26 protein-coding genes and 4 pseudogenes are annotated in these 25,390 nt (G+C 60.9%); 20 read left to right on the top strand and 10 right to left on the bottom strand.

What is annotated here, in order from left to right:
- The first annotated feature begins 42 nt into the window (after positions 1-42).
- Complete coding sequence (locus RHE_RS12860) at positions 43-561, top strand: cytochrome b (protein WP_011425769.1); 519 nt, start codon at positions 43-45, stop codon at positions 559-561.
- On the opposite strand, the pseudogene RHE_RS12865 reads toward RHE_RS12860, so the two are convergent.
- Positions 529-968: pseudogene (locus RHE_RS12865) on the bottom strand (YqaA family protein). The gene RHE_RS12860 and the pseudogene RHE_RS12865 overlap by 33 nt on opposite strands.
- Before the next feature lie 152 nt (positions 969-1,120).
- Here RHE_RS12865 and RHE_RS12870 point away from each other — a divergent pair.
- The 8 genes from RHE_RS12870 (at position 1,121) to RHE_RS34340 (ending at position 6,916) form a co-directional block, all read left to right on the top strand.
- The gene (locus tag RHE_RS12870; RefSeq protein ID WP_187331687.1) at positions 1,121-1,528 is read left to right on the top strand and encodes a hypothetical protein; all 408 of its coding nucleotides are present in this window, start codon (positions 1,121-1,123) and stop codon (positions 1,526-1,528) included.
- Between the two features lie 93 nt (positions 1,529-1,621).
- The gene (locus RHE_RS12875) at positions 1,622-1,849 is read left to right on the top strand and encodes a hypothetical protein (RefSeq protein ID WP_011425771.1); all 228 of its coding nucleotides are present in this window, start codon (positions 1,622-1,624) and stop codon (positions 1,847-1,849) included.
- Positions 1,846-3,312 carry a TolC family protein gene (locus RHE_RS12880; protein ID WP_011425772.1) on the top strand — a complete coding sequence of 489 codons (1,467 nt, stop codon included), beginning with the start codon at positions 1,846-1,848 and terminating at the stop codon, positions 3,310-3,312. Before RHE_RS12875 ends, RHE_RS12880 begins: the two co-directional genes overlap by 4 nt.
- Positions 3,313-3,326: 14 nt before the next feature.
- Positions 3,327-4,673 carry a multicopper oxidase family protein gene (locus RHE_RS12885; protein ID WP_042118634.1) on the top strand — a complete coding sequence of 449 codons (1,347 nt, stop codon included), beginning with the start codon at positions 3,327-3,329 and terminating at the stop codon, positions 4,671-4,673.
- Between the two features lie 34 nt (positions 4,674-4,707).
- The gene (locus tag RHE_RS12890) at positions 4,708-5,187 is read left to right on the top strand and encodes a cupredoxin domain-containing protein (protein WP_011425774.1); all 480 of its coding nucleotides are present in this window, start codon (positions 4,708-4,710) and stop codon (positions 5,185-5,187) included.
- Positions 5,188-5,209: 22 nt separating this feature from the next.
- Positions 5,210-5,494: a copper-binding protein gene (locus tag RHE_RS12895; RefSeq protein ID WP_011425775.1), complete on the top strand. Its 285-nt coding sequence runs from the start codon at positions 5,210-5,212 to the stop codon at positions 5,492-5,494.
- 73 nt (positions 5,495-5,567) lie between these two features.
- Positions 5,568-6,149 (top strand): division plane positioning ATPase MipZ, encoded by a 582-nt coding sequence (locus RHE_RS34335; protein WP_244425738.1) that lies wholly within the window; start codon positions 5,568-5,570, stop codon positions 6,147-6,149.
- Between the two features lie 17 nt (positions 6,150-6,166).
- On the top strand, positions 6,167-6,916 hold the full coding sequence (locus RHE_RS34340; protein WP_244425739.1) for an adenylate/guanylate cyclase domain-containing protein: 750 nt from the start codon (positions 6,167-6,169) through the stop codon (positions 6,914-6,916).
- A gap of 77 nt (positions 6,917-6,993) precedes the next feature.
- Here RHE_RS34340 and RHE_RS12905 read toward each other — a convergent pair.
- Positions 6,994-7,361 (bottom strand): annotated as a pseudogene (locus tag RHE_RS12905) (hypothetical protein).
- A 551-nt stretch (positions 7,362-7,912) separates the two neighbouring features.
- Here RHE_RS12905 and RHE_RS12910 point away from each other — a divergent pair.
- Positions 7,913-8,113 (top strand): hypothetical protein, encoded by a 201-nt coding sequence (locus RHE_RS12910; RefSeq protein WP_020921565.1) that lies wholly within the window; start codon positions 7,913-7,915, stop codon positions 8,111-8,113.
- Positions 8,114-8,406: 293 nt separating this feature from the next.
- A complete protein-coding gene (locus RHE_RS12915) occupies positions 8,407-9,426 on the top strand; it encodes a GlxA family transcriptional regulator (RefSeq protein ID WP_042118637.1) in 1,020 nt (339 codons plus the stop codon).
- Positions 9,427-9,559: 133 nt separating this feature from the next.
- Here RHE_RS12915 and RHE_RS12920 read toward each other — a convergent pair whose 3' ends face one another.
- Positions 9,560-10,891: a diguanylate cyclase gene (locus tag RHE_RS12920; protein WP_011425779.1), complete on the bottom strand. Its 1,332-nt coding sequence runs from the start codon at positions 10,889-10,891 to the stop codon at positions 9,560-9,562.
- Positions 10,892-11,077: 186 nt separating this feature from the next.
- Complete coding sequence (locus tag RHE_RS12925) at positions 11,078-11,908, bottom strand: response regulator (RefSeq protein ID WP_041678678.1); 831 nt, start codon at positions 11,906-11,908, stop codon at positions 11,078-11,080.
- Between the two features lie 822 nt (positions 11,909-12,730).
- Here RHE_RS12925 and RHE_RS12930 point away from each other — a divergent pair.
- On the top strand, positions 12,731-13,714 hold the full coding sequence (locus RHE_RS12930) for a hypothetical protein (RefSeq protein WP_011425782.1): 984 nt from the start codon (positions 12,731-12,733) through the stop codon (positions 13,712-13,714).
- A gap of 86 nt (positions 13,715-13,800) precedes the next feature.
- Here RHE_RS12930 and RHE_RS12935 read toward each other — a convergent pair whose 3' ends face one another.
- Positions 13,801-14,328 (bottom strand): DUF6428 family protein, encoded by a 528-nt coding sequence (locus RHE_RS12935; RefSeq protein WP_042118640.1) that lies wholly within the window; start codon positions 14,326-14,328, stop codon positions 13,801-13,803.
- A gap of 42 nt (positions 14,329-14,370) precedes the next feature.
- On the opposite strand from RHE_RS12935, the gene RHE_RS12940 reads away from it, so the two are divergent.
- From RHE_RS12940 to RHE_RS34345, 6 genes and pseudogenes are all read left to right on the top strand, one after another.
- Complete coding sequence (locus RHE_RS12940) at positions 14,371-14,727, top strand: ArsR/SmtB family transcription factor (RefSeq protein ID WP_011425784.1); 357 nt, start codon at positions 14,371-14,373, stop codon at positions 14,725-14,727.
- Positions 14,724-15,254: an arsenate reductase ArsC gene (locus RHE_RS12945; RefSeq protein WP_011425785.1), complete on the top strand. Its 531-nt coding sequence runs from the start codon at positions 14,724-14,726 to the stop codon at positions 15,252-15,254. Before RHE_RS12940 ends, RHE_RS12945 begins: the two co-directional genes overlap by 4 nt.
- Positions 15,254-15,952, top strand: coding sequence for an MIP/aquaporin family protein (locus RHE_RS12950; RefSeq protein ID WP_011425786.1), 699 nt, complete (start codon positions 15,254-15,256; stop codon positions 15,950-15,952). Before RHE_RS12945 ends, RHE_RS12950 begins: the two co-directional genes overlap by 1 nt.
- On the top strand, positions 15,949-16,371 hold the full coding sequence (arsC, locus tag RHE_RS12955) for an arsenate reductase (glutaredoxin) (protein ID WP_011425787.1): 423 nt from the start codon (positions 15,949-15,951) through the stop codon (positions 16,369-16,371). Before RHE_RS12950 ends, arsC begins: the two co-directional genes overlap by 4 nt.
- On the top strand, positions 16,346-17,071 hold the full coding sequence (gene arsH, locus RHE_RS12960; RefSeq protein WP_042119257.1) for an arsenical resistance protein ArsH: 726 nt from the start codon (positions 16,346-16,348) through the stop codon (positions 17,069-17,071). The genes arsC and arsH overlap by 26 nt, the downstream gene beginning before the upstream one ends.
- A pseudogene (locus RHE_RS34345) lies at positions 17,068-17,349 on the top strand (arsenite efflux MFS transporter ArsK); the annotation flags it as partial. The gene arsH and the pseudogene RHE_RS34345, both read left to right, overlap by 4 nt.
- 90 nt (positions 17,350-17,439) lie before the next feature.
- On the opposite strand, the gene RHE_RS12965 reads toward RHE_RS34345, so the two are convergent.
- The 5 genes and pseudogenes from RHE_RS12965 to RHE_RS12985 form a co-directional block, all read right to left on the bottom strand.
- A complete protein-coding gene (locus tag RHE_RS12965; RefSeq protein ID WP_011425789.1) occupies positions 17,440-17,706 on the bottom strand; it encodes a hypothetical protein in 267 nt (88 codons plus the stop codon).
- A gap of 112 nt (positions 17,707-17,818) precedes the next feature.
- Complete coding sequence (locus RHE_RS12970; protein ID WP_041678679.1) at positions 17,819-20,341, bottom strand: mechanosensitive ion channel family protein; 2,523 nt, start codon at positions 20,339-20,341, stop codon at positions 17,819-17,821.
- A 134-nt stretch (positions 20,342-20,475) separates the two neighbouring features.
- Positions 20,476-21,027 carry a DUF924 family protein gene (locus RHE_RS12975; protein ID WP_011425791.1) on the bottom strand — a complete coding sequence of 184 codons (552 nt, stop codon included), beginning with the start codon at positions 21,025-21,027 and terminating at the stop codon, positions 20,476-20,478.
- Positions 21,028-21,266: 239 nt separating this feature from the next.
- Positions 21,267-22,332, bottom strand: a pseudogene (locus tag RHE_RS12980) (sensor histidine kinase).
- A gap of 129 nt (positions 22,333-22,461) precedes the next feature.
- A complete protein-coding gene (locus RHE_RS12985) occupies positions 22,462-23,907 on the bottom strand; it encodes an MFS transporter (RefSeq protein ID WP_042118643.1) in 1,446 nt (481 codons plus the stop codon).
- 541 nt (positions 23,908-24,448) lie between these two features.
- Between RHE_RS12985 and RHE_RS12990 the strand changes: the two genes are divergently transcribed.
- Both RHE_RS12990 and RHE_RS12995 read left to right on the top strand, forming a co-directional pair.
- Positions 24,449-24,943, top strand: a complete 495-nt coding sequence (locus RHE_RS12990; protein WP_011425794.1) for a MarR family winged helix-turn-helix transcriptional regulator — start codon at positions 24,449-24,451, stop codon at positions 24,941-24,943.
- A gap of 27 nt (positions 24,944-24,970) precedes the next feature.
- On the top strand, positions 24,971-25,387 hold the full coding sequence (locus tag RHE_RS12995; RefSeq protein ID WP_011425795.1) for an NUDIX hydrolase: 417 nt from the start codon (positions 24,971-24,973) through the stop codon (positions 25,385-25,387).
- Positions 25,388-25,390 lie beyond the last annotated feature (3 nt).

Raw genomic sequence — 25,390 nt, forward strand, 5'->3', positions numbered from 1 at the left:
ACCGCCTTCGGCTAGTCTGCGTTTCTCACGTGGGAGGGATCGATGAAAGGCGGCTATTCGCTCGCCCAGATAGGACTTCACTGGCTGGTCGCCCTCCTGGTGCCGCTGCAGTACCTGACGGGCGGCAGCATCGAGAGAACCCACAACGCCGTGCACATGGGCATGGGGCCGTCGTACTGGGACACCGTTCAGCACCACCTTCACAACTACGCTGGAATGGCGATCGGTCTGCTGATGGGCATGCGTCTGGTTTTCCGTCTCGTGCAGCCGCCCCACGGAAGCGCACCCGGCACGTGGACCGGGCGGGCCGCAACAGTGCTTCATCATGCGTTCTATGCTGCGATAATCGCGCAGGCCTGCATGGGATTCGTCGCCAGCTACTTCTGGTTCGGAATTGCGCCGTATCATGTCGCGGGGTCGAGGATCATCCTGGCGATGGTCGCGCTGCACCTCGCCGCGGCGGCCTGGCACACGCTCATCGCCCGTGACGCGACAGTCGATCGGATGGTCTTCCCGCGCGGGAAGCCGTCAGCCCACGAACTGCAAAGTGGCCAGCGTTAAAACGACATAGCGGCCCGTCTTGGCGACGAACACGATGATGGTGAACGGAAGCAGCGGCTCCCGGAGCACTCCGGCGACAACCGTGAGAGCGTCTCCAAAGACCGGCATCCAGGAAAGCAGCAGCGTCCACTTTCCGTATTTCCTGTACCAGCGGGACGAACGTTCCAGCGCCTCCTCCCGGCCGGAAACCATCGTCGATCCCGAAACCTTTCGAGGCCCCGGCCGAGGAACCAATTGACGATGCTTCCAAGCGTGTTTCCGACGCGGGCGACGGCGAGCAGAACCAGGACGGAGAATTTGCCTGTGAGAAGAAGGCCGACCAGCACGGGCTCCGACTGCATCGGCAGTATCGTCGCCGCCCCAAGGGCGGCAGTGAAAAGGCCTGTGTAGGATGCAAGATCGATCATCATCAAAAATGAACAGCCCGTATTGACCTTGCCAGCGTTGGAAGCCCTAGCTGTGCACAACGTGATGTTCGCGCCACATAAAGGACTCGAACATCGACGAGACATAGCTCCCTAATTGAAATCGCGCTGCTTTGCATGTAGCTCGTTTGGGAATGGACAGAATGTACCGAATCACAGTGAGCAGGCTGCTCTTGATGATGCGGCTGGTGATCATCGTATCACTGGCGGGGTACTCGCTGTCGAACGCCAACGCCGCGATGCATGGCTCCTTGTTTCCCGAGATCAAAATCGTGTCCACGGACGTGATGCCTTCCCATGAAGGTCACGACATGGCGGCGGTTGCCGATCACGATCATTCGCATGGCGGCATGTCTCATAATGGCGATGGCGCGTCGAAGCTCGTCAAGCAGGAATGCTGCAAGGACTTCTGCGGCGGCTTTGGCATCATCTGCGAGGGCCCCGACGTCGGCGGACCCGTCGTGACCTCGATCCGGCAGTTCGCCGACGACCGTACGACCCTCGGCGAACTGCCGGATCTCCACCGTCCCCCGAATATCTGATTAGAGACGCACCCGCTTGACCGGGTCCAGTCGGTCGCCTGCCTGCATCTTGGCGGGCGCCTCCGTAGGCTATCTCTTTTTCGGAAATTCATAATGAAACCCTCGCTTTTCGTGGTGGGGCTGCCGCTTGTTGTTGGCGGCTGCGCATCCACGCTTCCTCCCGACGTGGTGGCATCCTCCGCCGCGATCGAACAGCCTTCCGCCCGCCCGGTGGCATTCCGGTCGCCGATCTCGGGCTACGTCGCCAGGCAGCCCGTCGATCCCAAGCCGTGGCGCAGACAGAACGATCTGCAGTCTCCCGCGAAAGGAGACGGCTCATGATCGGCCTTAAGAAATTGACAACGGTGCTGGCATTCCCGCTGGTACTGAGCGGCTGCGTCACAGGCACCGAGTACTCCGGCAAAGAGGCGGGCTTTACCACCGTTTCCAACAAGACCGCCATTGCCACGGCGAAGCAGACCGTCTGGATCCAGAACCAGAGCCAGGCCAGGTCGGCGTCGGCGCAGGTCAAAAGCCTGCTTGTTCAAAAGAAGTCCCTCGATGTGGAGACGGCGGTCCAGATCGCCCTCCTTAACAACAAGGGCCTGCAGGCGGCCTACGCCGATCTCGGCGACAGCGCGGCGGATGCCTGGCAGTCGACGATGTTCATCAACCCGACCGTCTCCATCGGCACGACGGGCATGGGCACCCCGGAACTGGAGGCGTTCAAGACCATCGAGGGGATGATCACCACCAACATCCTGGCGCTCGCGACCAAAAACAGGGACATCGCGATCGCCGACACCCGCTTTAGCCAGGCGCAGTTGACTGCGGCGGTGAGAACGCTGCAGGTCGCCGCCGATACGCGGCGTGCCTGGATCGGCGCGGTGGCGGCCTGGGAGAGCGTCGGGCAGCTCCAGCGTGCCCAGGCGGCGGCGGATGCAGCCTCGGAACTCGCTGAAAAGCTGGGCGAGACAGGCGCGATGACCAAGGGCGCCCAGGCCCGCGAGCATGTGTTCGTCGCCGAACTCGCCGGAGAGACGGCGAAGGCCCGCCTGGCTGCGCGGCTCGCCAAGGAGGAGCTGACGCGGCTCATGGGTCTATGGGGCTCCGACCTTGATTACCAGGTTCCAAACAGCCTGCCGTCCCTACCGAAATCCGTGGTCAAACGGGACACTATCGAGGCCGAGGCTCTGAGGAACCGGATCGACCTCCAGGTCGCGAAGCTCGAACTCGAAGCCACCGCCAGGTCCTACGGACTGACGGAAGCGACACGCTATGTCACCGATCTCGAGATCCTGACCGGCTTTGAAACGGAACGGGAAATCGAGGACGACGAAAAGAAGACAAGGACAACCGCCCAGGTCGAGCTGGAGTTTGTCATCCCGATCTTCGATACCGGAAAGGCCCGGATGCGCAAGGCCGAGGTGGCGTACATGCGCGCCGCGAACCAGCTTGCGGAGAAGGCGGTCAACGTCCGCTCGGAGGCGCGCTCCGCCTACGAGGCATATCGCTCGAACTACGACATCGCCCGGCATTACCGCAATAATGTCGTGCCGCTGCGCACCAAGGTCGAGGAGCAATCCCTGCTGACCTACAACGGCATGATCACCAACACCTTCGAGCTGCTGACCGACACGCGCGACAAGATCAACTCCATCCTGCTCTCCGTCAACGCGAAGCGCGACTTCTGGCTCGCCGAAGCCAATCTTGCGCCCGCGATCTATGGCGGCGGAGCGTCGAACGCGTCAGCAGAAACAGAAGTCGCCGCTGCTTTCGAAAGCAGCGGTAGCGGCGGCCATTGAGAAAGGACCTCACCATGTTCAACAGACGACAACTGTTCGGAGCAAGCGCGGCCCTGCTGGCGGCGGGCGCCTGGACGAAGACCTCGGCCATGGCCCTCCCCGACGCGCCGACAATGGACTCGGCAGACATGCAGCCGCCGCTCCACCCGACCTCGGGACCGGACTACCAGCCGGTCGTCACCCTTAACGGCTGGACCCTGCCCCACCGGATGAACAATGGCGTCAAGGAGTTCCACCTCGTCGCCGAGCCGGTCGAACGCGAGATGGCCGACGGGATGACAGCCTATCTCTGGGGATACAATGGGCAGTCTCCAGGTCCGACGATCGAGGCGGTCGAAGGCGACCGGGTGCGCATCTTCGTCACCAACAAGCTGCCGGAACACACGACCATCCACTGGCACGGCATGATCCTGCCATCGGGCATGGATGGTGTCGGCGGACTGACGCAGCCTCATATCCCAGTCGGCAAGACCTATGTCTACGAGTTCGACCTCGTGAAGTCCGGCACCTTCATGTATCACCCGCATTCCGACGAGATGGTGCAGATGGCCATGGGCATGATGGGCTTCTTCGTCGTCCATCCCAAGGATCCGAAGTTCATGCGGGTCGACCGCGACTTCGTCTTCCTGCTCAACGCCTATGACATCGATCCCGGCTCCTATGTGCCGCGCATCATGGAGATGACCGACTTCAACATGTGGTGCTGGAACAGCCGCGTGTTTCCGGACATCAGCCCGCTGGTCGTGTCGAAGAACGACAGGGTGCGCGTGCGCGTCGGCAATCTGACGATGACCAACCACCCCGTCCACATGCATGGGTACGACTTCGAGGTGACATGCACGGACGGCGGCTGGGTGCGGCCGGAAGCGCGATGGCCGGAGGTCAGCATCGACATCCCGGTCGGGGCGATGCGGGCCTACGAGTTCGACGCGAAGTATCCTGGCGATTGGGCGATCCACTGCCACAAGTCGCATCACACTATGAACGCGATGGGTCACGACATTCCGACCTTCATTGGAGCTGACAAGTCGAAGGTGGCTGAGAAAATCCGGAAGCTGCAACCGGAATACATGCCCATGGGCACCAAGGGCATGGCCGACATGGGCGAAATGGAAATGCCCATTCCCGACAACACCGTCCCAATGATGACCGGGTGGGGCAAGTACGGCCCCATCGAAATGGGCGGCATGTTCTCGGTCGTGAAGGTCCGCGAGGGCATCTCGGCGGACGACTACTCCGATCCGGGCTGGTACGAAAACCCGCCCGGAACGCAGGCCTGGGAGTGGACCGGCGAACTGCCCGACGCGACCAAGGCCAAAGACGCAAAGACGCAGATCACCCCGCAGCCGGTCAAAGGATGACGGCTCGACACCTCCCAACCGCAAAGGAACTGAAATGAAGAAACTCGTAATCGCAGCCGTGCTCGCGGCGCTAGCAACCCCGGCGCTCGCTTCCGGCAATCACCCCGGCGGCCATGGCGAGAAGATGGCCATCGGAGAGCCAGGCGACAAGGCGAAGGCCACGCAGACTATCCGCGTCACGATGAAGGAGACCGACGACGGCAAGATGCTGTTCACTCCTGCCGTCTTCAACGTCCGCAAGGGGCAGACGGTCAAGATCGCCATCAAGAATGCCGGAACGGTCGACCACGAGTTCGTGCTCGATCAGGAAGACAAGATCCTGGAGCACAAGAAGGTCATGGAGAAGTTCCCGGAAATGGAACACGCCGATCCCAATTCCATCCGCCTCCCGGCCGGTCAATCCGGCGAGATCGTCTGGAAGTTCACCACCGACGGCGCGTTCAAGTTCGCCTGCCTGATTCCCGGCCACTACGAAGCAGGCATGCACGGCGACGTCACCGTCGCTGGAAAGTAATCGAAACCAAGGAGACAAAGAGATGAAGATCGCTATGAAACTCGGCCTTGCCGTTCTGCTTTCGGCCAGCGCGGCCTTCGGCGCGTTCGCCCAGGAATTCACCAAGGGTGCGGTCACCAAGGTCGACGCCAAGGCGAAGAAGGTCACCATCAAGCATGAAGACCTGAAGAACCTCGACATGCCCGCGATGACGATGGTCTTCCGTGTGGACGACTCGGCTCTTCTCGAAAAGCTGAAGGAAGGATCGAACGTCGAGTTCGTTGCCGAACGCGTGAATGGCAAGCTGACTGTCACCCAGGTGAAATAATCCTGGTGGGTGGCCGGGCTCCAGGGGTCCGGCCTACCCGCTCCTGACCAATCCGAAGCCTCAAATCAGTTCAATGGATTATATGACACCATTTGGAGAAGGAGATGCTGCCCGCGAGATTCGTTCTACTTCGCTGCGGTTTGTCGTCCTTCTGATCCTCTTCGCCAATCTGGTCTTCGGCGACGGCCAGTCCAGCTTCGCAACCCACATGAGCGTAGCCCTGGTGTATCTGGGCATCAGCGTCGCGTCGATCATCACCGCCACATGTTTCCCAGGACGAGATAATCTGAAGGCAGGCTTTGTCGCGCTCGATGCGGTGCTGGTGGTCGTCGTTCTCTATGAACACATCCTGGCCAGCCCGATCACCGACAACCACAATCTCACGACATCCAGCCTGGTCGTTGCATTCATTCTTCTCAATCATATAGCACTCAAGCTCGACCACCGTCTGATCGTGCTGTTCTCGAGCACCGTGGTGGCGTGCTGGCTTATGATGCTGGCGATCATGGCCTACCGACACCATGCAAATGCGGCCGGTTCGCTGCTGGGTAATTTCTTCAGCCAGGACCTGGTTCTGGCCAGCAGCTTCGATTCACGGCGCTGGCAGTTTATCTGCTCTTGCTGGAGCACGACCGCACGCGCAGGCATGCACTGAAGATCGAGGAGCGGCGCATGAACCTGTCGAGGTTCTTTTCACCGACCGTCGTTTCAGATCTGCAGGATGCGAGCGCAGTTCTCGACCTTGAACGTCGAGACGCGGCGATCATGTTCGTCGACATCAGGGACTTCACCAGCTATTCCGAAATCGCCGATCCCCGCGAGTTTGCGCGTGTCCTGGCGGAGTATCGTCGGATCGTCGCGGGCACCGTATTTGCCTATCGCGGCACGGTCGACAAGTTTATCGGCGATGGCGTGATGGCGGTGTTCGGGCAACCGAAGCCGCAGCCCGACGACGCCACCCGGGCCTTGGCATGCGCCTTGGAACTGACCACGGCACTCGACGACTGGCGCCTTTCCAATTCCAAACGCGGCAGTCCGGCATTGGCAACAGGTGTGGGCCTTCACTTCGGCACGGTCATCGGGGGCGTCCTTGAAAGCGGCTTCCATGACGAGTTCACCGTCATCGGCGACGCAGTGAACGTCGCTCAAAGGCTTGAGGCGCTGGCGAAGTCCCTGGCAGTCCCTCTGGTTGTCTCCGACGATCTGTTGCGCAGGATCCCCGGCGAATTGAACGGCAGCCACTGGTATCGACAGCAGGCGGTCAAGCTCGCCGGACGTCGCGAGCCGATCGACATCGCTTACATTCGCGGGAGCTCCACCCCCAGGGCGCGAACGAATGATGTTTATGAAGCCGGCGGCATACAGAGCGACTTCCAGGTTCTCTTACCAACTATGCCCTGCGCCCGCCCATCGGAGAGGTAATCCTTGCGGTCGACGAAAACCCGGGCGGGCTGACACTTGACCCGCCTTGGATCGATCGAGCTTTTTCGCACTGCCGCTCAGGAAACCGGAGCGTTGCAGAGCGCTGCCCAGAGATCATGCTTCCAGTCACCGCCGGATGCCATGGAAACATCAACGGGATAGTCAACGGCGCTAATCCTCACCATCGCGGGCGCAGCGCAGCGCACACTTGCTTCATGCCGTCCGCCGTCGCGATAGAGGACGGCCCCCCACGGTCGGCTTCCGAGAGCGTGATGATGGCGTCGAAATCGAAAGCGGAATAGCGGGAAGGTCTTCCCTCAGCGATACTGAGGCTCACGGATCCGCCATCGCCGAACGAGGCGGTATGAAACACAGCCTGGCCGGAAGCGAAAGATATCGACGTCGGCACGATGCACAGGATCAGAGTCAAAAGAATTCGGCGCATTTCCGCCTCCCACGGTCAATGCAGCGCAATTATCCTAGCACATCCGCGGGCGCACCGCGATCAACGCGATGCCAGGATCGCCTCCCTACATGGGATGAAGAATCCTCGAACAGGCCCCTGCTTTTGTGCTCAAGACACTGAGGACGAACGCCTTCAACAGTTCGCCTGTGCCTTCAACGTCCGATTTCTCAGTTCAACATGGTTCAGCTAGTGTCTTCGATGATTTCGCTACCGTCATGGGTGGGCAGGGATCGATTCCTCGCCCTCGTGATTGAACGTCGCGGTCGCCCTGAAGCTTGCTGTCTCGAATGCCGTTGCAGGTGGGAGTTGGCGAAGTTCCAATGGCGCGGCCGATAGTGTCAAAGCAATTGGTGCCGACAAAAATCAATCGCCATAAGCCATCCCCGAGCGCCGACATAATTCAATACTATTGATGTTATCCATAAACTCTATTCGTTTGAATGATGGGTTCCCCAAGCCCATATTTGCAACATGGACATGACGAACCTCCCATCGATGACCATGTCCCTGACCAGGAAAGGAACTGGAAAATGACCACGCTCACCTATCGCGGTGGCGGCAAGCCCTTCACCTCCGGCGCAAGCCGCTTTGATCTGGTAAATTATGCCCACAGGCTCGTACTTGCCTGGACACGCTGGCGGACCGCCCGCGAAATCGAAGCCATGCCGTTCGACATCCGCAAGGACATTGGCTGGCCGAGCACGGACGACAGCAAGCACCGGACCATGTAATGAATGCGACATTTCTCCCGAAATGAGGGCGGCGTCTGCCTTACGCAGCGCCGCCTTTTTCGCGTCCGCTGTCTCGTTCCCAGACGTTTTCAGGCCTGAATTTCAGTTGCCTGTAAGTCTCTTTTCCACCCTGCCCGCGGTCCCGCCTCCGGCTCGGCCGGTCAAATCCCGGTCAATGTCGCATATTTGCTCTTCACGGCCGCATTTTTCCATGCGAGTGTCGCTTTCAGGACATCGGCGCGACGCATTCCGCGCAACGAATATGTCATCGTCCCTCGAGCATGGATTTCGCTATGAACAGGATGCAGATCAAGAAGCGTTCGCTGGTCTTCTTTATGGTACCGCAATTCACCATGCTGCCCTTCTCGGCGGCGGTGGACACCTTGCGCATCGCCAATCGCATGCTCGGCTACCAGGCCTATACTTGGCGGCTCGCCTCCGTAGATGGAGAAAAGGTCTATTCTTCCCGCGGCATAGGCATCGAGGCGAATTCCTCGCTTGCCGAGGAGCGCCGTCATCTCGGCGGTGAAAACCGGCCCGGCATGGTGCTCGTCTGTTCCGGCATCGATATCGAAGAGTTCAACAACAAGTCGGTCAATGCCTGGCTGCGTGAATGCTACAATCGCGGCGTCGCGGTCGGCAGTCTCTGTACGGGAGCGCATGTGCTTGCGCAGGCCGGTCTTCTGAACGGCAAGCGCTGCGCCATCCACTGGGAGAACCTGCCCGGCTTTTCTGAAGCCTTCCCGCAGGCGGAGGTCTATGCCGACCTCTACGAGGTCGACGGCAATCTCTATACCTGCGCCGGCGGCACTGCCTCGCTCGATATGATGCTGAACCTGATCGGCGAGGATTTCGGCGAAAGCCTAGTCAACCGCATCTGCGAACAGCACCTGACCGACCGCGTGCGCAACCCGCACGACCGCCAGCGCCTGCCGCTGCGCGCCCGTCTCGGCGTGCAGAACGCCAAGGTCCTGTCCATCATCGAGCTGATGGAAGGCAATCTCGCCGAGCCGCTGTCGCTGATCGAGATCGCCGATGGCGCCGGTCTCTCCCGCCGCCAGATCGAACGGCTGTTCCGCCAGGAGATGGGCCGTTCGCCGGCCCGCTACTATCTGGAAATCCGACTTGACCGCGCACGCCACCTGCTGGTGCAGTCCTCGATGCCCGTCGTCGAGGTCGCCGTCGCCTGCGGCTTCGTCTCGGCCTCGCATTTCTCCAAGTGTTATCGCGAACTCTACCACCGCTCACCGCAGCAGGAACGCGCCGAGCGCAAGATGACCATGGCGACGGCAAGGCAGGCTGTTGCGGCTTGAGGCGGCCGCAACACAAGGATCTGACCGTTCCTTCGTCATGCTCGGGATTATCCCGAGCATCTAACTACAGGTTGATGCGGCATCAGATCCTCGGCACAAGGCCGAGGATGACGACCAGTGGTGACAGGCCACCCTACTGCGCCGCCTCCTCCGTCATCTTGGCGTCGGAATAGACCTGATTGCGGCCCCTGTGTTTGGCCATGTAGAGGAATTGGTCGGCGGCGTTCAAATAATTCTCGAAGGTCTCGTAGCCGCCGATCTCGGCAATGCCGATCGAAATCGTGACGCCGAGGTCCTCGTCGTCGGCGGTGACCTTCAACCGCGATATATCCGAGCGGATCTCATCGCAAAGCTTGGTCGCAGCAGCCGAGTCCATCTGCGGGAAGAGGATGGCGAATTCTTCGCCGCCAAGTCGCGAGAGAAGATTGTCGCTGCCTTCGAAGATCGTAAACAGCCGGTTCGCGACCGCCTTCAGCACCTTGTCGCCGATCTCGTGGCCATAGGTATCGTTCAGGCGCTTGAAATGATCGATATCGAGGATGGCGACTGAACTCGGCACTTTCAGCCGCAGGCATTCGTTCACCAGCTTCGGGCCGTTGTCGTAGAAGTAACGGCGGTTATAGAGGCCGGTCAGGTAGTCGCATGCCGCCGCTGCCCTCAACTGCCGCATCTGCGCCAGCGTCTCGGCATTGTTGGCAATACGGCATTGCAGCTCCTCGGCGACAAATGGCCGGTAGAGGAAGTCGCTGGCGCCCGCCTTCAGGAAACTGGCTGACAGCATGCGGTCGTTGGACGAAGAGACGCCGATGACGCGCAGCCTGTCGGAACCAAAGCGATGGCGGATGCGCCGCGTCAGCTCGTAGCCGCTCATGTCGGGCATGTGATGATCGGTGACGACGAGTTCGATGTCGCTGTAGGCTTCGAGAGCGGCCAACGCCTCGAGCCCCGAGCTTGCCTCGACGACGAGATATTGCTGCGCCTTCAAGAGATCGACGAGCACCTGGCGTGCCGAGACGACATCGTCGACGACGAGGACCCGCGTCTTGCGGTTGGAGATCGCCCGGCGGACGGTGGCAACCAGATTGTCGAGCGCGAATTCATTATCCTTCAGCACGTAATCGATGACATTGCGCTCCATGATCCTGTTGCGCGTATTGAGATCGAACGTGGCGGTAAAGACGATTGCTGGAATATCGTGCTCGATCGTGCAGTCGAGCGCCTCGCCATAGGGCGAATCCGGCAGGTTGAGATCGACGACGGCCATGGTGTAGCCGTGACCGTCTTCGGCAAGCTCCCTGCGAAGCGCCTTCAGCGACGAGCAGGATTTGACGGCAAGCCCAAGTTCCGTCTGGAACCGGTGACAGAGCACGGCGGAAAACATCCGGGAATCTTCAACCAGAAGTATTTTGAGCCCGCCGGAGCGCAGCCCGATTCCATCCCGCTGAAAATCCGCTTGAAAAGCCACAGCCGCTATTCCCCCCTGCGCCTCACGGGCTCGACTCGGCCCTCCCCCCGGCGGGGCGGACGATAACCGAGCGGCCTGTGCGCGTGAAGGGGACAAATGATGGTGTTACTTGTAATTGCAAAAATTCGATGCCGGTCCCCGACCGGCATCCCCGCCTCACTGGCAATACTCAAGCTGGGTGAGCCGTCAGGCAACCGCCCGCTCCTTGCGCATCGACTGGATTTGCAAAAGCGTATCGAGATTCTGATTGACGCGGCAGTAGAACTCCTCGTCGATGAAGGGGCGCAACATGAAATCATTGCCGCCGGCTTTGAGGAACCGCGCCGAAAGCAGCCGGTTCGAGGAGGAGGAAACGCCGATGATGCGCAGTTCATGTGAGCCTATATTGGCGCGAATGCGCCGGGTCAGCTCGAAGCCGTCTATATCGGGCATATTGTAATCGGTGATCATCAGGCCGATGTCGCGGTTGGCCTTCAGGATTTCCAATGCCTTGGCGCCGTTTTCGGCGGTGCTGACGCGGAAATTATAGCGTTTCAGTCGGCTCGAAAGCAGGGCGCGCGCCGTCGCACTGTCGTCGACGATCAGCACGTGATGGCGGTGATTGGTCAAGAACCGGCAGATCGATTCGGCCAGGAGGTCGACGGCGAAGACGTTGTCCTTCAGGATATAATCGACGATATCCTTGGCCATCAGCTTGTCGCGCATGCTTTCATGGAAGGTGCCGGTAAAGACGATGGTGGGAATGGAGAGATCGACCAGATATTCCAACGCCTCACCGTTTTCGGCGCCGGGCAGATTGATATTCGAGATCGCCAGCGTGATCGGATCGGAAGATTTGTCGTAGGCAAACTGCAAATCCTCGAAGTTGCGGCAGATCTCGACATTAATGTCGAACAATTCCTTGAGGCGTTTGCTGATCATCGAGGTGAAGACGTTTGAATCTTCCGCGACGATAATACGCGCGCCGGCAAACATCTCTCCGGAATATTGCATCCCCGAAATACCCAAAAACGCCATGGTAAACCTTTGATGTAAATTCTGTCCCCGGCTCAAACTGATACATCAATTGATTTGAATAATTATTAATCAGCACCTGCCGTTACGATATGAAGAAGCGGTGCAATGGTGGCCCTGCGATTTCCTTGCAAATATGATTAAGAGTCTGTTCGAGAAAGCGGATAGCGGGCCGGCCTTCGTGTCATGAGCTTGATCATTGCAGCCTGGATGAACGTAGCGCATGCTGCTTCTACATGTTGACGCGTGGTAGCGGGTGTCCAGATCATTTCTCCCCGTTTGTCGCACTGGAGGAATTTCCAGACATTCATGTTATGCGTCGTTGGCGAATACGGCATGAGATCGCGATGCAGGAAACCAGATCAATAGCCTATGCTGGTTTCAGAACCCCGAGCCTTCTTAGCGTGCTGACGGTCTTGGCAGCGGGACTGCTCTCCGGTTGCGCCAGAATGCCCCCGGTATTTTCAGATGATGGCGCGACAATTTCATTCAAGGTTGAAAAGTTTAGGTACCGGGTTCCTGGTCAAACCGAAGTGTCTTGCGATCTTGATGATCAGCGAAAATTGGCAGTTTGAAACAATGGCCTAACCTCCGAGTTGGCGGTGGCTGGGCTTCCCTTCCGTGGCGTCGTCTTAGTTGAATTCGATGGGCGGCGATTTAGGCCCGCCGAGCGCCCCTAAGTTGCGTGGCCCGAACTGGTTGCCCCTTTGGAGCCTCGCCTCGAAGCTCGCAGTTTTCGAACAGGCTCTAAGAATTCATCCGGCTGGCCGACCTCCTGCGAAGCAGTTATAAAGAGCCAGCGATCCGAAACGCCGACAGGTTTCCATGACCCGATCCGATCCCGTGATCGAATGGCTTCTCGATTCCGACCCGGCCATCCGCTGGCAGGTGATGCGCGACCTCATCGACGCGCCGGAGCCGGAATGGATAGCCGAGCGGGTCAAGGTGGAGACGGAAGGCTGGGGCGCGAGGCTGCTTGCCTGCCAAGACGAGGACGGCCAATGGGCGGGCGGCGCCTTTCTTCCCGCCGGCTTCGACCCGCGCGAGTGGCGCGAGCGCGGCCAGCCGTGGACGGCGACCAATTTTTCGCTATCGCAATTGCGCGAATTCGGTCTCGATGCCGCCTGCGAGCAGGCCAGGCGCACCGTCAAATTGATCGGCGCCAATGCCCATTGGGAGGAAGGCGGTCAGCCCTATTGGCAAGGCGAAGTCGAGGAATGCATCAATGGCCGCACGGTCGCTGACGGCGCCTATTTCGGTATCGACGTCTCCTCCATTGTCGAGAGATTGACCGGCGAGCGCCTCGATGATGGCGGCTGGAATTGCGAACGCTGCAGCGGCTCGATTCGGTCGTCCTTTGCCAGCACCATCAACGTGCTGGAGGGCCTGCTGGAGTTCGAGCGAGCGACCGGTGGTACGCCGCAATCACGGGAGGCACGCGGAACAGGCGAGGAATTCCTGCTCAATCGCGACCTCTTCCGCCGTCTCGGCACCGGCGAGCCAGCCGACGAACGCTTCCTGCATTTCCTGCACCCGAACCGCTGGCGCTACGACATCCTCCGCTCCCTCGATTATTTCCGGTCAAGCGCCCTCCTGACCGGCTCCGCCCCCGATCCGCGCCTCGGCGAGGCGATCGCCCATCTTCGCATCCGCCGCCTTCAGGATAGCAGATGGCCGCTCGACTGGACGCTGCCTGGGCGCGTCTGGTTCGAGATCGACGAGGGAGAAGGTCAGCCCTCGCGCTGGATCACGCTTCGGGCGATGCGGGTGCTCCGATGGTGGGATGCCCATCACTCAGTCCATGCGTGACACCAAGCCCCGCAAGCGCAAGGCGTGCGCCTCGACCGCGCGCAGCAATTCGGGGCGGCCCACCATTGCCCGATCCCTACGGGTCTCTACGCACAGCAGCCGCTCCTCGCCGCCGACGGACCGCAGCAAGCCGCAGCCTTTCTGCTCTCCTCGGCGATCCAGCGGTCGCGCGGCTTGCAGCTTGCCGGCCGCGGCGAAAGTTCGACATGCACAGCCTCGCCGCGTAGAACCGGCATTGCGGCGCAATAGAGCTGTAGCGGCCGCACGCCGTCGCTGACTTCGAAGGTAAGCTTGACCGAACCGTCGAGCTGCACATGCTCCGACACCTTACGGACTATCGCACGGAATTTTCCAGCCGGCATGTGCGTGCGTTCGCCGCCCTCCTCGATGTCCCAAAGCTGGATGAAGATCTCAGTCCAGGCCTCGGGATTGGCACCGCAATCAAGTGCCGAGAATTGGCCCGCCTTGACCTCGGTGATATGATAGCCCGGATTCACCGGCCTGCCATCGTAATGGAAAATCAGCGACGCGTCCTTGTCGCCGGAGAGCGCATCAAGCAGCTGACCGAGGCTGATCTCCTCTGCCTGAATTTTATTGTTGTCGATGGCGTTCATCTGCGCTAATCCTCGTTTCAACGATTCAAGGACTATTGAAATATGGATCAACGTCAAGCCCTGACCGCGTTCGGCGCGCTTTCGCAGGAAACGCGCCTCCACATCATTCGCATGCTTGTCGTCTCGGGTCCTGACGGAATGGCGGCAGGCTTGATCGCGGAAAAGGCGGAGGTTTCCCCGTCCAACGTCTCCTTCCACCTGAAGGAGCTGGAACGAGCGGGGCTGATCACGCAGCAGCGAGAATCCCGCTCGATCATCTACACCGCCCACTACGAAACGCTCGGCGGCCTGATCCGCTTCCTGATGGAGGATTGCTGCGGCGGTAATGCCGAGATCTGCGCGCCCGCCGCCGCCGTTGCCGCATGCTGTGCACCTGCAATCAAGGAGGAACTGCAATGATCTCAGACCGCGTTTACAATGTTCTCTTTCTCTGCACCGCCAATTCTTCGCGCTCGATCCTGGCGGAATCGATCCTCGGGACCGAGGGCAAGGGCCGGTTCAAGGCCTATTCCGCCGGCAGTCAGCCGAGGGGCGAAGTCAATCCATTGGCGCTGAAGGAGTTGCAGACGCTGGGTTATCCCGCAACCGGCTTCCGCTCGAAGAGCTGGGACGAATTCGCCAAGCCCCAAGCGCCCGCAATGGATTTCATCTTCACCGTCTGTGATGCCGCCCACGGCTCAGCCTGCCCGGTTTGGATCGGCCACCCGATGACCGCCCACTGGGGCGTCGAGGATCCGGCCGCCGTCGAGGGCAGCGAGGTCGAGAAAGGCCGTGCGTTCGCACAGGCCGCCCGATTTCTGAAAAACAGGATTATGGCCTTCCTAAGCCTGCCTTTGTTCTCGATCGACAAGCTGGCCCTGGAGCAGCACCTGCGCCAGATCGGCGCGATGGAAGGCACGACCGCAAAACCGGCAGGTGCCGGCTGATGGCTTCCTACGATCTATCGCGCAGACTGGTCGCAGAGACCCTCGGCACCGCCATGCTGGTCGCAACCGTGGTCGGTTCGGGCATCATGGCGGCATCGCTCACCGGGGATGTCGGGCTTGCCCTGCTCGGCAATACACTCGCGACCGGCGCGATCTTGGTCGTGCTGATCACCGTGCTGGGGCCGATTTCCGGCGCCCATTTCAACCCGGCCGTCTCGTTGATCTTCGCAATGTCGGGTTCACTGCCCAAACGCGATCTCGGTTTCTACATGCTGGCGCAGTTTGGCGGTGGCATAGCCGGAACGATCTGCGCCCATCTGATGTTCAACCTGCCGCTCCTGGACCTGTCGAGCAAGACCCGCACCGGCGGCGCGCAATGGTTTTCCGAGGGTATCGCGACCTTCGGCCTCGTCGCGGTCATCCTCGCCGGCATCCGCTTCGAACAGAAGGCCGTCCCTTGGCTGGTCGGGCTCTATATCACCGCCGCCTATTGGTTCACCGCATCGACCTCGTTCGCCAATCCGGCCGTGGCTTTCGCCCGCTCCCTGACTGACACTTTCTCCGGTATTCGTCCGGTCGACCTTCCGGGTTTCTGGCTTGCTGAAATATCAGGTGCGGTCGCAGCCCTCCTCCTGTTCAACTGGCTGCTGCAGCCAGCCGAGACATCGTCAACCCTATCCTCCGAGGCAAGATTATGAACGTCACTATCTATCACAATCCCGCTTGCGGCACCTCGCGCAACACGCTGGCGATGATCCGCAATGCCGGCATCGAGCCTGCCATCATCGACTACGTCAGCACGCCGCCGTCGCGTGCAGAGCTGGTCAAGATGATCGCCGATGCCGGCCTGACCGTGCGCCAAGCACTGCGCGAGAAGGACACGCCCTACGCCGAACTCGGCCTCGACAATCCCGACCTGACCGACGACCAGTTGCTCGACGCCATGCTCGCCCACCCGATCCTGATCAACCGGCCCTTCGTCATCACCCCGCTCGGCACGCGCCTGTCGCGCCCCTCCGAGCTGGTCCTGGAAATCCTGCCGGAGACGCACAAGGGCGCCTTCACCAAGGAGGACGGCGAGAAGGTGCTCGATGCTGAAGGCAAGCGCATTGTCTGACCTTCCAGCCACTTCGCCGGCCCATCTTCGCCAACCGGATCCGGCGGCCCTGCGGCCGCCCTTCTCCACGCATAAGCCGCGCATCCTCATCCTTTACGGTTCGCTCAGGGCCGTATCCTACAGCCGTCTCCTCGCGCATGAGGCATCACGGCTGCTCGAGCATTTCGGCTGCGAGGTGCGGATCTTTGATCCCGAAGGCCTTCCCCTTCCGGACGGCGCTCCGGCCGCCCATCCTAAGGTGCAGGAATTGCGCGAGCTGTCAGCGTGGTCGGAAGGCCAGGTCTGGGTCAGCCCAGAGCGGCACGGCGCAATGAGCGGGATAATGAAAGCGCAGATCGACTGGATACCGCTATCAGTGGGTTCGGTCCGGCCGACGCAGGGCAAGACGCTCGCCGTCATGCAGGTATCGGGCGGGTCACAGTCGTTCAATGCCGTGAACCAGATGCGCATCCTCGGCCGATGGATGCGGATGATCACCATTCCCAACCAGTCGTCGGTGGCAAAGGCTTTCCAGGAGTTCGACAGCGACGGACGCATGAAGGCGTCATCCTTTTACGACCGCGTCGTGGACGTTTGCGAGGAGCTGGTGAAATTCACATGGCTGACACGCGACGCCTCGGCCTATCTTACCGACCGCTACAGCGAACGCAGGGAAGAGGCCGATAAGCTCGAACGACGCGTGGACCTCAAATCCATATGACGTCCGCCGCTTCCGAGCGGCCGCCGGTTGCCGCCATCCTCGCGCTCAGTCTGACGCAGATTATCGGCTACGGCACCCTCTACTACAGCTTCAGCATCTTCACGCCCGACATGGCGCGCGGGCTCGATTAGTCGGCGCAATGGATCTTCGGCGCGCTGTCGGCGGCGCTGCTGATCGGCGGCCTGGCGGCACCCGCCATGGGCACGTGGATCGATCGTATCGGCGTGTCCTGGTCGCTGTCGATTACCGCCGCGCTCGGCGCCGCGGCCGTGGCGGCATTCCTCGCCATCCGGCCGCTGATGCGGACGTCGGCGCCGGCGCAAACGGCGCTGGCGCGCGGAGAGCCGTAGCTCCGTGGGGCCGCAGCCTTACTTGACGACGGCCGATCCCTTGATGATGTCGATCGTCTCGCCGCCATCGAGGCCAATACGGTCGCCGTCGGGCGTCGTCATGAAGCAGCCGGAGGGGCAGAGGTTTTCCGAAGCCCCGGCATCGACGACGACCTCGACGCGCTGGCCGCCCTCGGTGATGATGAGCACCACGGCGGCAGGGTCGGTGTTGGTGATGGAAGCGGCATTGACCGCCGGCGCGGCAAGCAGCGGGACAAGCAGAACGGCGGCAAATCTTGCCATCATGTGCGGCGGCGCTGACGCGCCCTCCCCTCGAAAGATCGGTGCTGCCCTCGGCAGCGATCCCGATGGAAGGGATCATGCACATAGACCTGTGAATGATGGCTGAATAAGCTGTTCAGCTCTCCGCTGCCCGCCCGCGCAGCTGGCGCACCGGCCGCTCCTCTTCCTCCACCGGTCTATCCTTGGAGTTCTCATGGGCGTCCGCATGCTGCTTAACCGCACTGGCAAGGACGGGGGCAGCCTCCCGATGGATGGTAAGGTCGCTCTGTGGCAGCGGGATTTCTATGCCTTCCGCCTTGAAGCGCTTGAGGATCTCGATCCTGAGATTGTTGCGCACCGTCAGGCCGTCGCCCATGTCGGCGAGGAAGAAGCGAAGCTCGAAATCGAGCGAATAGGGGCCGAAGCGCAGGAATTCGACATGCGGCTCGGGATTGCGCATGACGAGCGGTATCTTCGCCGTCAACTCCAAGAGAATATCCATTACCTGTTGCGGATCAGCGTCGTAGCTGACGGAAACCGGGATTTCTGAGCGACCGATCTTGTTGCGGTGCGTCCAGTTGCCGACGAGGCCGTTGATCAGTTCCGAATTCGGCACGATGATCGCCTGCTTGCGGAAAGTCTCGATCTCGGTCGCGCGCACCGAGATACGCTTGACGATACCTTCGGCCGTGCCGGAGACGACATGGTCGCCGACCTTGAACGGCCGTTCGACCAGAAGGATCAGGCCCGACACGAAGTTGGAGACGATGTTCTGCAGGCCGAAACCGATACCGACCGAAAGCGCTGAGGCGACAAGCGCGAAGCTCGACAGATCGATGCCGGCGGCGGAAACGCCGATGATCGCGGCAATGCCGACGCCGAGATAGCCGATGCCCGTTTTGACCGAATTTCGCACGCCGAGATCGACATGGCTTCGAGCCATGACATTGCCGTCGAGCCAGCGCTGCAGCCAGCGCGTCAGCAGATAGACGCCGGCAAAGAGCAGGATGCCGGTGCAGATTCCGAGCAGCGAGATACTGATGCCGCCGAGCTTGACCTCGGTAAACAGCCGGAAGGCGATAAGCTGCAGATCCTGGACATGGAAGCCCCAGAGCAGCAGGATCAGCGGAATGCCGACGAGCAGCGCCACCGCATACATGGCAAGGCCGACGAGCAGGCCGACCTGGTCTATCGCCACCGGCCCGAGATTGAAGCGTCGCGCCAGGAAGCGGGCGAAGAAGGTGTCACCGAAGCTTTCCTGCCGCGAGATCGCCTTGCCGGAGAGCAGACCGACATACATGGTGGCGACGACCGCGCCGGTGATGATGAGCTGCGTGGCGACGAAGCGGGCAAGTCCGACGTAGCCGGCAAGTGCCGTAACGATCAAAGCGGCACCGACGACGCGCAGGATGATCGCCATGCCGCGCGGCCAATGTCTGCCAGGCGCGTCGGGATCGCCGCTTCTCGCCAGCATCGGCTTGCTGAAGGAGACGGCGATCAGGATGATGCCAATGATCAGCGCAGCGATCAGGCTGCGAACGACGGTCAGCACCAGCGGCGATCCCATCGCCTCACTGACCGTGCCGAAGAGATAGTCGAGTCCGTTGACGACAGCCATCGCCGAGAGACAGTAGCCGATCGAGCGAGCGCCAAGATTGGAGAGCTTCACCAGCCGCCAGTGCGGTTCGCTTGGCGCGAAAATCGCGTTGACGAAGCGGCCGACGAAATAGACGAGACCGATGGTGCCGAACAGCGCGCCGATTACAGGAGCGATATCCGGCCGCAACACATTGAAACTGTTAAGGAAGAAAAAGGAGGTAACAAGCAGCACCGCCAGCGCCAGCGTTCGGATCAGCGTCGACCAGAAGGCGATCGACAGCCTGCCGATATAAGACGGATTCTCGACCGCCTCATCGCGGCGCAAATACGAGCCGAACAGCCGGTAGCTGCCGGAAAGCAGGATGAGTGCTGAGGCAAGCGACAGGAAGATCGCGGCGAACAGCGGGAACCGCTTGAACTTCCAGACGAAGGAGGCCCAGCTCGCCAAAGCCTGTGAGAATTCGCTGATCTCGTGCACGAAGGCGCTCGCGGCATCGTCAAGCACCGAGATGGAGATTTCCGTGCGCCTGAAAAGCGTATCGGCAAAAAGCTGCCGCCGCATCGCGATGATCTCGTTCATGAGCTTCGTCACCGCGATCGACAGGTTTTCGGCGTCACCGGTCACCGCGTTGATCTGCGCGCGCTCGGCGGCAAGCGCGTTACGTTCGTCGGTGACGATCTGCGCCTCGGGCGGTTGCCCATCCTTCGGCGGCTCACCGATCTCGGTCAGGCGGTTCTTGATCTGGTCGAAACGCGGCCTCAGGTTGACCGATATGGTGATGACGGCGCGGCTGAGCTCGTCGGCCTTCGTCGCAAGCCCGACTAGCGCATCGTCATTGTCGGCGTTCTCCTTGACGCTGTCCTGAAGCGAGCCAAGCTGGACCTTCGCCTTCTCGATCTCCTTTGCCGCCAGGGCCGAAGGCGTATCGACAAGCGGCGCCTCTGCTCGCGCCTGCGGCTGCGGTTCCTGCGCGAAGGCTGCTGCGCTCTCGAAACGCGCACCGGCGAGCGCCAGCGTCACAAGAAAAATGGTGCGAAGCAGGATGTATCTCAGCCGCAAAAAGGCCTCCGGAAAGGTTGTCATCGAAATTGAATGCTCGCTTTTCATCGCAAAGAAAGGCGACAGAAAGGCGGGAGATGCCTAAAGCGCCCTGCACGAAACTTGTCCATGCCGCGCACGTTCCTCCAAACAGCTCAGAACCCCGCGGCGGGCTTGGAGAGATAGTCGAGTTCTGCTGCCGTCGATTCGCGCCCGAGCATGGCATTGCGGTGAGGAAAGCGCCCGTAGGCGGCGATTACCTCACGGTGTCGGATCGCATAATCGAGATATTCCTCGTCACCAAGCGCGGTGAACAAGGCTACCGAACGGTCCTGCTCGTCGAGGTTCTCGGCGTGTTCGAACGGCAGGTAGAAGAAGGTTCGGCAAGCATGTTCCACCGCCTGGTCGGCGCCGGCCGCAAGCGCAAGCTTGGCTTCGCGAAGCGCCAGCCCGTCGGTAGCAACGGCAAGCCCCGTGCCGCGATAGATGTTGCGGGGAAACTGATCGAGCACGATGACGGCCGCCAGCCGGCTCACCGGATCGGCTCGCCATTCATCGCCGACGCCTGCGGCAAGCGCCAGATGCGTATCGCGGAAAACACCACGGATCTCGACATCGAGCTCCGGCGGCGGGCGAAACCAAAGGTCGCGGCCACATCGAACGAACCAGAAATCGTAGACTTCGCGAGGTGTGCGGATCGTTGCCATGCCTTCCTCCCGTAGCGTTAGGTTTGATGTTATGTCGGTAAGCTGTTGTACAAGCTGTTGTGCAATAGGACGAGGGTGCCGTGTGGCCGCCTCGTCCGCACTAAGGTCACTTTCCCCCGCTGGGGAGAAGAGGGTATCGAGACGTTGCAGCGAATCTCTTCTCCCCAACGGTGAGAAGGCGGCGGCAGCCGGATGAGTGGGCCACTCGGCACACCCTCCCTAATTTCCTCGACCTGTACCTACTTCTCCTCATGCAACGAAAACACCAGCGTCGCCCTCGTCCCATCATGCCCGGGATCGTAAGCGAAATCCGATTTCAAGCTCGCGGCCATCGCCGTCAAAATCCGTGTGCCAAGCCCCGTCCCCCTGGCCGGACTCTCTGGATCGAATCCCGCGCCGTCATCCTCGACGATGACGCGCAATTCCCCGTCCGTCTGGTCGACAAAAACGCGGATTTCGCCCGACACCGCTTCCGCATAAGCATATTTGAACGCATTGGTGACGAGTTCACTGACGATCAGCCCGAGCGTGATCACCTTGTCGGTCGCTAGATTGACCGGTTTTGCGCTCAGCACGATGCGGTGCGGCCGCTTGTCGTCGCGCATCGAAGCTTCGAGCTCGGTCAGCAGACTGTTCAGATATTCATCGACCTGCACCGAGCCGACCTGCCGATTGGTGTAGAGTCGGCGATGCACGCTGGCGATCGCGTTAATGCGCATCTGCGTCTCGTGCAGCGCGTCAATCGCCACTTGGTCCCTGGTCATGGAAGATTGCATGCGGATCAGCGCGCCGACGAGGCCGAGGCTGTTGGCGATACGGTGATTGACTTCGGCAAGCAGCAACTCGGCATGGTCGCGCTGCTGGCGGATCACCTCTTGCGCCTGTGCCGTTTCGCGGCGGAAGCGCGCCCGCTCCAGCGCCTGTTCGAGGGCGGCCGCGAGCAGGTCAAAATAATCGGCTGAAATCCCCTTCAGCATGTAGTCATCGGCACCCGCCTTCAGCGCCGCGACCGCGATGCTGGTGTCGTCCGACCCCGTTGCATAGATGACCGGCGGATGATCCGGCACGGACGTGATGCAGGGCAGAATGTCAAGTCCGGTCTCGCCGCTCAGGAGATGATCGAGCACGACGGCGTCGATGCCCCCCCTCGGCGATCCGCGCAAGGCCGGCAGCACCATTCTGCGCCCACTCGACCGAAAAGCCGCGCCGCGCAAGGTTCTTCTGCATCAGGAGGGCGAGTCCCTCGTCGTCATCGATATAGAGGATGTGGATCAGGGCATCCGCATCGCCGCTAGAATTGCTCATTCCATCTCCCGGCATTCTCTCTAAGCGACGATCGCCCGCAAGCGTCCGAGTCGTCGGCATGGCAATGTCGTATTGCATTGACCGCCTGAGGTAAACATCGCTCGTCCCTCGCTCTTGTCGCAGGCCGCGTTAGCGCTCCTGGAATTTCCGGTGGCCGGAAACTTCGGCGCCCGCCTCCTTCGGCAATTGCAGGAAGCGCAGCGACGAGACGATGCCGATCGCGCCGACCACGACGAAGGCCCAGCGGAAATCGGCAAGGACGGGACTGGCCGCGCCTCTGAGAGCCGAGGAAATGTTGAGCACGGCCGCTGCCATCGCAACGCCGAGCAACATCGATACCTGCTGCAGCATGCTTGACAGCGTCGAGGCCGAGCTTCGCTGCGCCGGGCCGATATCCGCAAAGGCAAGCGTGTTCAGCGCCGTAAATTCCATCGACCGCGACAGACCCGCGAGAAAAAGCAGCGCATGGATGAAGAACGGCGGCGTCTCAGGCGTCAGGAAACCGCAGGCAACGATCGAAAGCGCTGCAATCAGCCCGTTGAGCCCGAGAACGGTGCGGAAGCCGAAGAAGCGTAAGAGCGGCGTCGTCACCGCCTTCATGCTGAAATTGCCGAGAAAATAGACGAGCAGATAGGTCCCGGCGGCAATCGAGCTCAGTCCGAAGCCGAGCTGGAACAAGAGTGGCAGAAGGAAAGGCGTCGCATTGATGGCCGTTCGGCAAGCCGTGCCCGCCGAAAGCGTCGACATCGAAAAGGTCTGGACGCGGAAAGCCGAAAGATCGAGCAGCGGATTGTCGACGGCAAGGAAATGGCGCGTCGCCACGACCGATAGTACAATGCCGGCCGCAAGCATTGAGATGACCGGCCAAAGCCCGCCTTCCCATTTGACCGAAAGCTCCAAGGCCGCGAGCAGCAGGGTCAATCCGGCCGCACTCAGGATGAAGCCGAGAATATCCAGCCGGCCAGGATCGGCCTCGCGCTGCTCGGGCACGAAGCGCTGCACCAACCCCATGCCGATGATGCCGATCGGAATGTTGATCAGGAAGTTCCAATGCCAGCTGGCATAGGTGGTGATGAAGCCGCCGAGCACAGGGCCGACCACGGGCGCCGTCAGCGCCGGCCAAGTGATGAGCGCGATTGCCTGGACAAGTTCGGACTTGCGGGCGTTCTTCAGCACGATGATGCGCCCGACCGGTGTCATCAACGCGCTGCCCGCCCCCTGCAGCGCACGCCACAGCACGAATTCCGTGAGGCTGCCGGAGAGCCCGCAGAACAACGAGGCGCCGGTGAAGACGCCGATCGACGCCAGGAAAACGCGGCGCGCGCCGAAACGATCGCCGAGCCAGCCCGACAGCGGAATGAAAGCCGCCATCGTCAGCATGTAGACCGTGATGCCGATGCTCATCGACACCGGCTGCACGCCGAAGCTTGCCGCCATCTGCGGCAGCGAGGTGGCGACGATGGTGCCGTCGAGGATCTGCATGAAGAAGGAAACGGCAACGACCAGAGCCACGATCTTTGCCTGACGGCCCCCCGCCGCCTCTTGCCCCTGCTCGCTCGTCTCTGCCGTGGTCATGGATCCGCCAATGAAAATTCCGGATGACGCGGCAGGGAAGCGGGAAGGAAGCCGATCGGAGATCTGCCGCGAGGGAGCGTGAAGTGAACCACACACTGGCTGAATACGCCCGTTGCAACAGGCAGGAAAGGCTAAATCTAGCACTGGGCGAGAATATTCCTGACCGCCCTGGCCAGCCAAGAAAAAAGCCCCGCCGAAGCGAGGCCCAAGTTTGATCCGCTCCCGGGAAAACAGGAGCGACGTAGAGGTCCATAACCCTCTGTCCATCCGCCAGCGAGGTCAGATTTCTTCCTAGCGGTACGCTTACGATGGAAATTTTGCGATTCGCCAAGAATAGCCGAGAGGAGGCTTCCGGCTACTGGATGCTCGGCATGGCAGATACCACGGAAAATTCGGCTGATCCGTCCGACGCCGAAGACTGGTCGCCGCCCGCAACATTTCTACGGGCGACCGCCGGAGCTGAGGATCACCCATCACCATTGCGATTTAATCGGATGCGAGATATATGTAGTCGTGCTAGCAACCGAGACAGGATAAGCCTATGCCCACGTCCAAAGCCGCAAAACAGTCTGCATCCGCCTCTCCTCGAAGTGGCGGTGACGGGCGCAAGCTTTCGACCTTCCTGTGCTTCGCGGTCTATTCGGCCAATCTCGCTTTCGGCCGCGCCTACAAGCCGATTCTGGACGCGCTCGGCCTGACCTACACCCAGTATATCGCCATGGTGGCCCTCTCTGAGGAGGACGATCAGACGGTCAGCACGCTGGGAGAAAAACTGTTCCTCGAATCCAACACGCTGACGCCCATTCTCAAGAAGCTGGAGTCGGCCGGCTTTATCACCCGCCACCGCGATCCAGCCGACGAACGGCAGGTGCGTGTCAGCCTGACGCCAGCGGGACGCGAAATTCTCGAAACCGATCCCAGCTCCGCCCTGATCGACGCCGTCGGCCTCGGCGACGACTTCCCTGTCGTGCAGAAATCGGTGACGCGGCTGCGCGACAATCTGCTACGGGCACAGGCGGAGCCGCAAAAGTCATGATCGCAGCACATGTCGGCACCTGGTGACATGCCCGAGATCGCAATCGGCGCATTGATCAAAAATGGCAGCGTTCTTCTCGCCAGGCGAAGTTCGGAGCGCAGCACGCACCCGGATCAGTGGAGCCTGCCGGGCGGTCACCTAGAACACGGCGAAGATGCCGAGACGGCACTGCGCCGGGAATTGCTGGAAGAAATCGGCGTGACGCCGCAGCACTGGCTGTTGGCCGGAGAGTTCGTTTCGGAAAGCCCGCCCGGGGCATTCGCCACCTTCCATGTCTATCGCGTCGACCGATGGCAGGACTCTCCGCGACTTATCGGTGATGAGCACACGGCGCTCAGATGGTTTACCGCCGCGGAGATAGAACGCGAAACCGAACTGGCGCCGCCTCAGCTTGCTGAAATGCTCTTAAACCTGCTCAGACCCAAAACGAACCAAAAGGCATGATGA

Source organism: Rhizobium etli CFN 42 (assembly GCF_000092045.1).
Lineage (GTDB): Bacteria > Pseudomonadota > Alphaproteobacteria > Rhizobiales > Rhizobiaceae > Rhizobium > Rhizobium etli.